This is a genomic window from Modestobacter sp. DSM 44400, assembly GCF_900107175.1.
Taxonomy (GTDB): domain Bacteria; phylum Actinomycetota; class Actinomycetes; order Mycobacteriales; family Geodermatophilaceae; genus Modestobacter.
The window spans coordinates 19,220-31,597 of record NZ_FNOZ01000008.1; the positions used below are offsets into that span (position 1 = coordinate 19,220).

The 12,378-nt window shown below is 73.6% G+C and carries 6 protein-coding genes; 5 read left to right on the top strand and 1 reads right to left on the bottom strand.

Annotated elements, in window-relative coordinates:
• Window positions 1-60: 60 nt before the first annotated feature.
• The 5 genes from BLW04_RS07350 (at window position 61) to BLW04_RS07370 (ending at window position 11,267) form a co-directional block, all read left to right on the top strand.
• Complete coding sequence (locus BLW04_RS07350) at window positions 61-4,461, top strand: PKD domain-containing protein (protein ID WP_139306763.1); 4,401 nt, start codon at window positions 61-63, stop codon at window positions 4,459-4,461.
• 74 nt (window positions 4,462-4,535) lie between these two features.
• The gene (locus BLW04_RS07355) at window positions 4,536-5,531 is read left to right on the top strand and encodes a glycoside hydrolase family 26 protein (RefSeq protein WP_139306764.1); all 996 of its coding nucleotides are present in this window, start codon (window positions 4,536-4,538) and stop codon (window positions 5,529-5,531) included.
• A 168-nt stretch (window positions 5,532-5,699) separates the two neighbouring features.
• A complete protein-coding gene (mfd, locus tag BLW04_RS07360) occupies window positions 5,700-9,245 on the top strand; it encodes a transcription-repair coupling factor (protein WP_217630890.1) in 3,546 nt (1,181 codons plus the stop codon).
• A 97-nt stretch (window positions 9,246-9,342) separates the two neighbouring features.
• The gene (locus tag BLW04_RS07365; RefSeq protein ID WP_139306765.1) at window positions 9,343-10,344 is read left to right on the top strand and encodes a SurA N-terminal domain-containing protein; all 1,002 of its coding nucleotides are present in this window, start codon (window positions 9,343-9,345) and stop codon (window positions 10,342-10,344) included.
• A gap of 5 nt (window positions 10,345-10,349) precedes the next feature.
• Window positions 10,350-11,267: a nucleoside triphosphate pyrophosphohydrolase gene (locus BLW04_RS07370; protein ID WP_091538131.1), complete on the top strand. Its 918-nt coding sequence runs from the start codon at window positions 10,350-10,352 to the stop codon at window positions 11,265-11,267.
• A 71-nt stretch (window positions 11,268-11,338) separates the two neighbouring features.
• Here BLW04_RS07370 and BLW04_RS07375 read toward each other — a convergent pair whose 3' ends face one another.
• A complete protein-coding gene (locus BLW04_RS07375) occupies window positions 11,339-12,298 on the bottom strand; it encodes a DUF3592 domain-containing protein (protein ID WP_091538132.1) in 960 nt (319 codons plus the stop codon).
• Between the last annotated feature and the right edge of the window lie 80 nt (window positions 12,299-12,378).

The following is a 12,378-nucleotide window of genomic DNA, read 5'->3' on the forward strand; positions in this document are numbered from 1 at the left end:
GGTTGCCGACGGCCACGTACGTGCGTGACTCCGCCGAGGGCAGTAGTCGTAGGAGGACCGATGGCGCAGAGGATGCGTTGGCTCGGTGTACTGGTCGTCGCGGGGATCCTGGCGACGTTGGCATGGGCGCAACCCCCGGTCCTGGCGGTGCAGGCGGCCCAGCAGACGGTGCCCAGCGCCGTTCCCGCCGCGAACACCCCCACCATTGCCGAGGACACCACGACCGACACGAATGAACGAGTGCTCGCCCTCGCTCAGGCCGGCAGTTCGATCGTCGTCGGAGGTGACTTCAGGCAGGTGACCAACGCCAAGAGCAACGGCGGCGCCACGTTCACGCGCAACTACCTGTTCGCCTTCGACCAGAGCAGCGGGGCGGTCCTCACCTCGTTCGCCCCCGCGGTGGCCGGCCAGGTCAACGCGATCGTGGCCGGTCCGGGCAACACCGTGTTCATCGGTGGTTCCTTCGGCACGGTGAACGGGCAGACCCGGCGCAACGTCGCCCAGCTGTCGCTGGCCGACGGCTCCGTGACCCCGTTCCGGGTGTCCGGCGTCAACGGCGCCGTCAACGACCTCGCCACGGTGGGCAACCGACTGCTCCTGGCCGGCAATTTCAACTCCGTCGCCAGCGTCGCCCACGGTGGCCTGGCCGCGGTCAACCCCGCGACCGGCGCTCTCGACGAGTACATCGGCATCGACGTCGCTGTGAACCACAACTGGCCGGACAAGGGCAGCGCGCGCGCTTCGGTCGGCGTCTCCAAGATCGACGTTTCACCCGACGGCTCCCGCCTCGTGATGATCGGCAACTTCCGGCTGGCCGACGGACTGGACCGTGACCAGGTCGCGCAGGTGCTGTTGCAGCCCGACGCCGCGGTCGTGGACCCGAACTGGCGGACCACCCGCTACACGCCGGCCTGTTACTCCTGGGCCTTCGACACCTATCTGCGGGACCTCGACTTCGCCCCGGACGGCAGCTACTTCGTCATCGGGGCGACCGGTGGCCACAACACCGGCACGCTCTGCGACACCGTCGCCCGCTGGGACACCGGCGTCACCGGGGCGGACGTCCAGCCGACGTGGGTTGCCGACTCCGGCGGTGACACGACCTGGTCGGTCGCCGTCACCGACGCCGCCGTCTACGCCGGCGGGCACCAGCGGTGGTTCAACAACCCGAACGGTCAGGACTCCGCCGGCCAGGGCGCGGTCGCACGTCCGGGCATCGCCGCCCTCGACCCGCTCAACGGCGTTCCGTTGAGCTGGAATCCCGGGCGCAATCCGCGTGGCGTGGGCGCTCAGGCGCTGCTCGCCACCGCGGGCGGGCTGTACGTCGGTAGTGACACCGAGTACATCGGCAATCGCCAGTACTCGCGCAGCAAGCTGGCCTACTTCCCGCTCGCGGGCGGCACCGCACAGGCCGACCAGACCGCCCGGCCGCTGTCGGCCAACGTCTTCCTGGCCGGTCGCAGCTCGACCGTGACCACCCCGGCCACGCCGGTCTCGCCCAACGACGTGCTGTACCGGATCAACGCCGGTGGCGGGGCGATTGCGGCCACCGACGGTGGTCCTGCCTGGGATGCCGACACCAACAGCACCAGTCCGTTGCGCACCTCCGGCAGCAACAGCGCCGGCTACGGGACGGTGCCGGCGACGAACGCCTCCGTGCCGCCCGGCACCCCCACCGCCGTGTTCAGCAGTGAGCGGTGGGACCCGGCCGGCGACAGCGAGCTGCAGTGGGACCTGGCGGTCCCCGCGGGGCAGGCGGTCGACGTCCGGCTGTACTTCGCCAACCGCTGCACCTGCACCGCCTCGGTCGGCCAGCGTGCCTTCGACGTCAGCGTCGACGGCAGGCTCGTCCTCGACGACTACGACATCGTCGCCGACGCCGGTGACCAGACCGGCACCATGAAGACCATCCCAATGACCAGTGACGGGACCATCGACATCGACCTCGGTCACGTGGTCGAGAATCCGCTGATCAACGCGATCGAGGTGGTCAAGCGCTCGGCACCGGTGCCCACGCAGATCGCCACCGACGACGTCGTGCAGCGCTGGTTCGACGGGACCACGGCCGGCACCGACTACGTGCTCCCGCCGACCGACGTCGACTGGGGCGAGGTCCGCGGCACGTTCATCGCCGACGGCCGCCTGTTCTACGGCTACCCGGACGCCTCCGGCGCGTACTACCTCTGGTACCGCACCTTCGACGGCGAGACCTTCGGCGAGCCGACCCAGCTCAACCCCTACGAGGACCCCGCCTGGAGCACGGTCGCCACCGGGTCGGGCACCAGCGTCTACAAGGGCGTGAAGCCGACCTTCTACACGAGTCAGCTCTCCTCGGTGACCGGCATCGTCTACGCCGGCGGGCGGATCTACTACACCCGGGCCGACTCGGCCGCCCTGTACTCCCGCGGCTTCTCCCTCGACAGCGGGATCGTCGAGGCCACCGAGACCACCGTGGCCGGGTCCGGCGCCGGGGGCGTGTCCGGGATGTTCCTGTCCGGCACCGACCTCTACCTGGCGCGCACGGCGACCGGTGACCTGTACCGGGTCGGTCTCGACCGCGGCGTCGTCACCGGTACCCCCACCCTGGTCAGCGGTCCCATCCGGGACGGCAAGGACTGGCGGGGCCGGGCCCTGTTCATCGGCCCGGGTAAGGACCGCGGGATCCCCAACGCCGCCCCCGTGGCGTCGTTCGAGGACGCCTGCTCCGGGCTGTCCTGCTCCTTCGACGCCACGGCGTCGGCGGACAGCGACGGATCGGTCGTCTCCTATGCCTGGGCGTTCGGCGACGGGGAGAGCGCGGCGGGGGTGACCGCGGCGCACACCTACGCCGAGGCGGGCACCTACCCGGTGACCCTCACGGTCACCGACGACGAGGGCGCGACCGGGACGACGACGACCCCGGTCACCGTCGAGCCGGTCCCGGCCGGTGCCGGCATCGAGTTCCGCGACGCGGTCCAGATGACCTCGCGCGGAACCACCTCAGTGGCGCTCACCGTGCCCACCTCGGTGCAGGCCGGTGACGGCATGGTCCTTGCCCTGTCGACCAACTCCGCGGTGACCAGCGCGACACCGGCCGGCTGGGCGCTGTCCGGCACGCAGGCGGCGGGGTCGACGATGACCACGCAGGTCTTCAGCAAGGTGGCGACCGGGACCGACGCGGGGGCCGAGGTCCGGCTCCTGCTGACCGGATTGGCCAAGGTCACCGCCCAGCTGGCGGCGTACTCCGGCACGGCGACGGGCGGCCCGATCGCGTCCCTGACCGGCGCAACCGACGTCGGGGGCACCGCGCACACGACGCCGCAGGCCACGGCGGCGTCCGACAGCGTGGTGATGTCGGTCTGGTCGGACAAGTCGTCGGCAGCCCGGTCGTTCACGGCTCCGGCGGGGGTCACCACCCGCGCGGCCCTGGCCGGCGTCGGCACCGGTGACGTCGCCACGCTGATCGCCGACGGCGGTGCCCCGGTGCCGGCCGGCCTGGTCGGCGGGCTCACGGCGACCGTGGGGGCGGTGAGCAACCGGGCGACGATGCTGACCATCGTGCTGGCCGCGGCGCCCGCGGTCGCCCCGGTCGCCAACGAGGCGCCGGTGGCGTCCTTCGAGTCGACGTGCTCGGAACTCACCTGCACCTTCGACGGCACCGGGTCCACCGACGCCGACGGGCAGGTCGCCTCGTGGGCCTGGGACTTCGGGGACGGCGCGACCGGCACGGGGGCGACGGTGGCGCACACCTACGCCGGTGCGGGCACCCGTCCGGTGGGCCTGACGGTGACCGACGACGACAGCGCGACCGGGACCACGACGGACCCGGTCACGGTCGCCGCGGCTCCGGCGTCCGCGGTGGCCTTCCGGGACTCCGCCGCTGTCACCACCAAGGGCGGCACCAGCGTTGCGCTGACCGTGCCCTCCTCGGTGCAGCCCGGGGACGGCCTGGTGCTCGTGCTGTCGACCAACTCCACGGTCACCGGCACCGCGCCCAGCGGCTGGAGCCAGGTGGGCACGCAGGTCTCCTCCCCGTCGGTGACCACCCAGGTCTTCCAGCGGGTGGCGGCGGCCGGCGATGCGGGGTCGGCAATCACCGTGTCGCTCAGCGCGTCGGCCAAGGCGACCCTGCAGCTCCTCGCCTACTCGGGGACGTCCCCGGGCGGACCGGTGACGGCGGTCGCCGGTGCCAGCGACGTGGGGGGCACCTCGCACACCACGCCGCAGGCCACCACGTCGTCCGCAGCCTGGGTGCTGTCCATCTGGTCGGACAAGCAGAGCGTCGCCCGCACCTGGACCGCCCCGTCCGGGGTGACCAGCCGCAACAGCCTGGCGGGGATCGGCTCCGGTGACGTCGCCACGCTGGTCGCCGACAGCGGGGCACCGGTGCCGGCCGGTGCCGTCGGCGGGCACACGGCGGCCGTCCCGAGCGCGAGCAATCGGGCGACGATGCTCACCGTGGTCCTCGGCGCGGCCGGCTGAGGCTCGGCCCCGCCGGCTCCCTCTGCGGAGCCGGCGGGGCCGCCCCTACCACCACCATCAGACCGGGGGAGTGCATGACGGCAGGACGAGTACCACTCGACGCCGACGGGCAGCACCCCGTCCGCCGTCTCAGCAGGCGACGCCGCTGGGTCGTCGTCGCCGCCTCCGCGGCCGTGCTGGCGGCGGTGTCCGCCTTCACCGTCGTGCAGCGGACCACGGAGACCTACGCGGTCGACTGCCTGGCCGTGGGCGCCCATGCCGAGAGTGCCGGCGGGGGCCGGGTCGCTGCCGGGCTGCCGTCGTTCCTCGCGGCCAGCGAGCAGATCGGGCCGCTGACCGTCCACCGGACCTTCGACTCGGGGCTGCCCGCGACGTTCGCGGCCTCGGCGGCGGCCGACGACCCCGAGGCCGGGGTGCGGTCCTTCGTGTCGTGGAAGCCGCCGCGGGGTGACTTTCGCGGCGCCGCGCAAGGCGACTACGACGAGCAGGTGACCGCGTGGGCGCGCAGCGTCCCGAACACCGGCGTCTACGCCACCGCGTTCCACGAGCCGGAGAACGACATGACCGCCGACGAGTTCGTGGCGATGCAGCGGCACCTGTACCGGGTGGTGAAGCAGGCGAACCCGACGGTCCGGTGGGGTCCGGTGTACATGGCCTACTGGTGGGACCCGGGCTCACCCGATCACTACGTCGGCGACCCGGCCGCCTGGTGGCCGGGGGACGACGCCGCGGACTTCGCGGGCTTCGACTGGTACGGAGCCGACCCCGAGCCGATGACCGGCACGTCGGCGTTCGGCCACTGGTACGCGACGATGGTCGACACGGGCGTCCCCCTCTTCATCACCGAATACGGCCAGTACGCGCTGCCTGCCGGCGCCCGACCGGACCCGGCACTGCAGCGGGCCCGCGCTGCGGCGATCCGCGCCGACGCCGCCTGGATCCGGGCCCATCCCCGGCTCCGCATGTGGGTCTACTGGGACGACACCGGGGCGCGCGGCGACTGGCGGTTGACAGACGCGGCGTCCCAGCGGGCCTGGCGCGCCGTGGCCAGCAGCGGCTGCGACGGCTGACCTGCCGCCGCACCCGGGCGGGCTCCCCCGGGCCAGTTGTCCCGGGACCTCCTGGGTCGGCGCGGCGGTCGCCGTTCGGCGGCTAACCTGGACGACGGCCCCCGCGCGCACCCGGCGCGCTCTGCTCGATGCGGACAGGCGGGCCGCAGAACCTGGAGTGGCCGAACCGTGACCCTGCGCGGCGTGCTCGACGTCGTCCTGACCGATCCCGGCATGGCCTCGGTGGTGGCGAAGGCCGGCGCCGCCGAGCTCAACGTCACCGCCCCGCCGTCGGTGCAGCCGCTGGTGGCCGCCGCGCTGGCCGCCGCGCAGCCGGGGGCCGGCGTGCCCGTGCTGGTCGTGACGGCGGGGGAGCGGGACGCCGACGCGGTGGCCGATCTGCTGCGCTGCGTCGTCCCCGACCGGCGGGTGGAGGTCTTCCCGGCCTGGGAGACGCTGCCACACGAGCGACTCTCACCCCGGGCGGACACCGTCGGCCGGCGCCTGGCCGTGCTGCGCGACCTGGCGCACCCCGACGCCGGCGCCGGTATCGACGTGCTGGTGGCCCCCGTGCGTAGTGTGCTGCAGCCGCTCGCGCCGGCGCTGGGCGAGCTCGTACCGGTCGAGCTGAAGGCCGGGCAGAGCGCCGACCTCGACGCCACCTCCCGGGCGCTGGCCGACGCCGCCTACACCCGGGTGGAGCTCGTCGAGAAGCGCGGGGAGTTCGCCGTCCGAGGTGGGCTGCTCGACGTCTTCCCGCCGACCGAGCAGCACCCGGTGCGGGTGGAGTTCTGGGGCGACGAGGTCGACGAGCTGCGGTACTTCTCCGCCGCTGACCAGCGCTCGCTGGACGAGCGGCCGGAGCGGCTGTGGGCCCCCCCGTGCCGCGAGCTGCTGCTCACCGCGGAGGTCCGGGCCCGGGCCGCCCAGCTGGCGCTGGACCACCCGGAGCTGGCCGAGGTGGCCGGCAAGCTGGCCGAGGGCATCGCCGTGGAGGGCATGGAGTCCCTCATCCCGGCGCTCATCGGCGGTGCCTCGATGCAGCTACTCACCGACCTGGTGCCGACCGGCACCCACGTGCTGGTGTTCGACCCGGAGCGGGTGCGCAGCCGGGCTGCGGACCTGGTCCGCACCGCCGAGGAGTTCCTCGCCGCCTCCTGGCAGACCGCCGCCATGGCCGGCCAGGCGCCGATCGACCTGGGTGCCTCCTCCTTCCGCGACCTCGCCGACGTCTCCGACGCCGCCCGCGGGCGCGGTCTGCCGTGGTGGACGACGGGGGCGTTCACCCTGGCCGCCGAGGACGACGGCACGCACGTCGCACTCGATGCGATCGCGGTCGAGCGCTTCCACGGCGACCAGGCGCGGGCGTTCGAGCAGCTGCGCACCTGGGGTCGGGAGGGCTGGCGGGTGGTCCTCACCTTCGCCGGACCCGGCCCGGCCCAGCGCGCCACCGACCAGCTCACCGAGGCAGACCTGGGCGCCCGCCTGGTGCCCGGCATCGAGACCGCCCCGGACGCCGGCCTGACCCACGTCACGCAGGGCAACCTGGAGGCCGGCTTCGCCTTCCCCGGCATCGGCCTGGCGCTGGTCACCGAGCACGACCTCACGGGCCAGCGCGGCACCTCGATGCGCGATGCGACCAAGATGCCGGCCCGCCGGCGCAACGCCGTCGACCTCGTCCAGCTGCAGCCCGGCGACCTGGTCGTGCACGAGCAGCACGGCATCGGCCGGTACGTGGAGATGGTCAGCCGCACGGTGCACGGCGGGCAGCGCGACTACCTGATCGTCGAGTACGCCCCGGGCAAGCGGAACCAGCCGCCGGACCGGCTGTTCGTGCCCACCGACGCCCTGGACCAGCTCACCCGCTACGTCGGCGGCGAGGCGCCGGCGCTGTCCAAGCTGGGCGGCGCCGACTGGGCCAAGACCAAGGGGCAGGCGCGCAAGGCGGTCAAGCAGATCGCCGCAGAGCTCATCCGGCTCTACTCGGCACGGATGGCCAGCAAGGGCCACGCCTTCGGCCCGGACACCGTGTGGCAGCGCGAACTGGAGGACGCCTTTCCGTTCACCGAGACCCCCGACCAGCTGGCCGCCATCGACGAGGTCAAGGCCGACATGGCGCTGCCGGTGCCGATGGACCGGATCATCTGCGGCGACGTCGGCTACGGAAAGACCGAAATCGCCATCCGGGCGGCGTTCAAGGCGGTGCAGGACGGCAAGCAGGTCGGCGTCCTGGTGCCGACGACGCTGCTGGCCAACCAGCACTTCAAGACCTTCTCCGAGCGGATGGCGCAGTTCCCGGTGACGGTGGCGGTGCTGTCCCGCTTCCAGTCCAAGACCGAGAGCGACGAGACGCTGCGCCAGCTGGCCGAAGGCTCGGTCGACATCCTGGTCGGCACGCACCGGCTGCTGCAGCCCACCACCCGGTTCAAGGACCTCGGCCTGGTGATCGTCGACGAGGAGCAGCGCTTCGGGGTCGAGCACAAGGAGTATCTGAAGACGATGCGGACGGCGGTCGACGTGCTGTCGATGTCGGCCACCCCGATCCCTCGCACCCTGGAGATGAGCCTGACCGGCATCCGGGAGATGTCGACGATCCTCACCCCGCCCGAGGAACGGCACCCGGTACTGACCTACGTAGGCGCCTGGGACGACAAGCAGATGGCCGCCGCCATCCGCCGCGAGCTGCTGCGCGACGGCCAGGTCTTCGTCATCCACAACCGGGTGCAGTCGATCGACAAGGCCGCGGCGAAGATCCGCAACCTGGTGCCCGAGGCCCGGATCGCCGTCGGGCACGGGCAGATGAAGGAGCACGAGCTCGAGCGGATCATGGTCGGCTTCTGGGAGAAGGAGTACGACGTCCTGGTCGCCACCACGATCGTGGAGTCCGGGCTGGACATCCCCAACGCCAACACCCTGATCGTCGACCGGGCCGACGCCTTCGGCCTCTCCCAGCTGCACCAGATCCGTGGCCGGGTGGGCCGTGGTCGGGAGCGGGCCTACGCCTACTTCACCTACGACCCCTCCAAGCCGCTCACCGAGACCTCGGTAGACCGGCTGACCACCATCGCGCACAACACCGACCTCGGGGCCGGTATGGCGGTGGCGATGAAGGACCTGGAGATCCGCGGTTCGGGCAACCTGCTCGGCGGGGAGCAGTCCGGGCACATCGCCGGCGTCGGGTTCGACCTCTACGTCCGGCTGGTCGGCGAGGCGGTCAGCGACTACCGGGCGCAGGCCACGGGGGAGTCCCCGGCGGTGGAGCCGGCCGACGTCCGGGTCGACCTGCCGGTCGACGCGCACCTGCCGCACGACTACATCCCCGGCGAGCGGCTGCGGATGGAGGCCTACCGCAAGGTCGCCTCCGTTCAGGACGACGACCAGGCGCAGGCCGTGCTCGACGAGCTGACCGACCGCTACGGTGCTCCGCCGGCGCCGGTCCTCAACCTGCTCGCCGTCGCCCGCTTCCGCGCCGCGATGCGCCCTCTGGGGGTTACCGAGGTGTCGATGCAGGGCCGGTCGATCCGGCTCACCCCGGTCGACCTGCGGGAGTCCCAGCAGATGAAGCTGGTCCGCATCGCCGAGGGCGCCACGTACAAGGCGGCGGTGCAGACCGTGTCGCTGAAGGTGCCGGTCGGCCCGGACCGGCGGACGCCGCTGCGGGACGTGGCGCTGCTGGACAAGCTGCACGCTCTGCTGTCCGCGGTGCTCGCCGATCCGGTCGCCGTCTCCGCCTGAGAAAGGACCCCTCCTGGGTCCGCTCGGGGATGCCAAGGAGGGGCCAGCCGCGTGCGGGTGCGGGTGCTGGGTCACGGCGGTGTGGCACGCTCGCGTGGTGTCGCGTCGCAGACTGCTCGCCGGGCTCGTGGTGGGGCTGACCGGGCTGGTCGCTCTGACCGGCTGCCGGAGCTCCCCGTCGGTTGCCGCCTACGTCGGGGAGGAGCAGATCAGCGTCGACTCGCTCGCGGCGGCGGTGGACGAGCGGCTCGCCGACCCCGGCATCGCAACCTTCGCCGCGGGGGACCGCACCGCCTACGCCCGCCAGGTGCTCAGCCAGCAGGTGGCCGAGCGGGTCTATGCCGCCGCGGCCGAGCGCTACGACGTCGAGGTCTCTGACGCCGACGTCGCCGACCGCATCGATGTCCTGCTCGCCGGCGCCCCGCCGGAGGCCGTGTTCCAGCAGCTGGCCGAGCAGCAGGGCGTCAACGCCCATGACGTGCAGGAGAACATCCGCCAGCAACTGCTGCGCCAGCGCGCGGCGACGGCTGCGGACGCGGTCGACCTGTCCGACGCGGCGCTGCGGCAGCGCTACGAGAAGTCCCGCGACACGCTGGCGCAGGTGCAGCTGGGCGTCATCACCGTGCCCGACCAGGCCACGGCCGATGCCGTGCTGGCCCAGCTGACCGCCGACCCGGCCAGTTACCCGACGGTGGCGGCCCAGTACGCCGGCAGCAGCACCCTCGCCGAGACCCAGGCGTTCACCGCCGACCAGCTGGCCCAGCTGCCCGAGGTGCTCGCCGCCCCGGTCACCGCCACCGCGCCCGGGCAGGGCTTCACCCAGTCGGTCCCCCAGGCCGGCGGCGTCGTCGTCGGCTTCGTGGTCGGCAGGGACGTCCCCGCGTTCGCCGACGTGCGTGACCAGCTGGCGCAGAAGGCCGCGTCCGAGGCCGATGCTGCCGGTGCGGAGCTGGTCGGCGACGTCCGGGACGACATCCGCATCACCGTCAACCCCCGGTACGGCGTGCTCGACGGCGACCAGGTGGTGGCCGGCACCGGCGGTGTGGTCCAGCTGCTGGAGGACGCCGGCAACGCTGCGGCTGGGAGCAGCGGAAACTGACGGTCGTGACCGGACCCCCACCGTCGTACGTCACCGTCAGTCCCCGGCTCCCGGGGCTGCTCGCCGCCGCCGGCTGGCAGGCGGTCGGCTCGGCTTCTACGGTGGTGGCGCTGCCCGGCGCCGCCACCACCGCCCGGGCGCTGCGCGCGGCCGGGACGGCGGTCACCGACGTCGCCGCGCTGGACGAGGTGCCGGCCGGGGCGGTGTGCCTGCTCACCCCCGAGGAGGCCGCCGGGCTCGCCGGCCCCGTCGTGGACGGCGCACCCGAGCCGCCCGGCGTCCGGCTGTTGGACGTCATTGCGGTGATGGACCGCCTGCGCTCGCCCGGCGGCTGCCCGTGGGACGCCGAGCAGACGCACGCCTCGCTGCGCGGCTACCTGCTGGAGGAGGCGCACGAGGCCTACGACGCGATCGTCGACGACGACCCCGTGGCGATGCGCGAGGAGCTCGGCGACGTCCTGCTGCAGGTCGCCTTCCACGCCCGGCTCGCCGCCGAGGCGACCGCCGACCGCCGTTTCGACGTCGACGACGTGGCCGGGGACCTGGTCGACAAGTTGGTGCGCCGGCACCCACACGTCTTCGCCGACGCCGGACCTCGGGACGTCGCGGCCGTCGAACGCGGCTGGGAGGAGATCAAGAAGCCCGAGAAGCAGCGACGCTCACCGACCGAGGGTGTCTCCCGCTCCCAACCGGCCACCTCGTGGGGCGCAGCACTGGCCGGCCGGGCGCAGCGCGCCGGGCTGCCCACCCCGCCGGCGGGCGACCTGACGTCCGCCGACGCAGCGGAGCTGGGCAGCCACCTGCTCGGTCTGGTGATCGCCGCCCGCGAGCGGGGCTGGGACGCCGAGGACGCGCTGCGCACCGCCGTCCGCCGGTACGCCGACGAGCTGGACGCCGCCGCGCACGCCCGCGCCACCCCCTGACGTCACCTGCGGCTCCGGTGCAGGGGCCCGCGGCGAGCGTGCGAGCTGTGGGGGGCACCGGGGTCCTTCCGCTATGCCCGGGTCGGGCGAGGGTCGGAGCCCAGGAGCTGCGGCAGCCAGAACAGCACCGCCGCCGACAGTGCGGTGGCCAGCAGGAAGCCGCCGGCGCCGCTGCCGTCGACGTAGGCCCACAGCAGTCCCAGCACCGGGGCGAGGAAGGGGACGACGCCGTCGGCGCGCGCCTGGCGACCCAGCCCGGGGTCGAGGGCGTCGGGGTCGACGGCGGCCTGCCGGACGTCGCCGCGCGGCACCCGGGTGCGCATCCGCCCCGACGGCCACACCTCGCTGCCGTCCACCACCGGCAGCACCAGGCGGTCGCGGGCCGGGTCGCCGCGCACCTCCAGGAGGGAGTCCGGGGTCAGCCGGTCCAGTTCGGGCGCCCAGTGCACCGGCACCCAGCGCAGCCCCGCCGGAGTGCCCATCTCCAGCCAGCTGCGCACCAGCAGACCCTGCCGGGAGACGACGTGGGTGGCCGCCACCCGGGTGGGCACACGGCGGCGCAGCCGCGGCCGGGTCAGCAGGCGGGCCGCGGTGAGCGCCGTGACGACGACGAGGACGACGGCCACGGCGACCAGGCCGAACACCAGGTCGGACACCCGGCTGTGTGCGGCGTCGCCGTCGATGTAGACGGGGACAGGATCGGCGCCGGCGGCGTCCGGGTCGTACCGCACGGTCACGTGGGTCCCCGGCGGCACGTCCAGCCGGCGGTTCAACAGCAGCCGGCCGGTACGGACGTCGTCGTCCGCGTCGCGGAAGGTGACGGTCAGCGCGCGCCCGTCCGGGGACCCGCCGGTGGCGGTCACGGTCGAGGGTGCGGTGCTGGTGGCCGCGGCGAGGGGGGCCTGGGCGTCGGGCAGGCGCAGCAGGAGCAGGACGAGTGCGGCCACCCCGACGACGAGGACCGGGACCAGTCCCATCAGCAGCTGTCCGGCGGCGCGGCGGTGCCGGCGGGGGGCGGGCGGGGTGGTCATCGCCGGCCATCGTCGCAGGCGTGGCCGGGAGTCCGGGCGGGCGACCGGCGCGGGTGTGCCCCCCGGCGCGCCGGGCTGGC

Coding starts and splice junctions, on each gene's coding strand:
- BLW04_RS07350 (WP_139306763.1), top strand. CDS start 61: ATGGCGCAGAGGATGCGTTGGCTCGGTGTACTGGTCGTCGCGGGGATC.
- BLW04_RS07375 (WP_091538132.1), bottom strand. CDS start 12,298: ATGACCACCCCGCCCGCCCCCCGCCGGCACCGCCGCGCCGCCGGACAG.
- BLW04_RS07355 (WP_139306764.1), top strand. CDS start 4,536: ATGACGGCAGGACGAGTACCACTCGACGCCGACGGGCAGCACCCCGTC.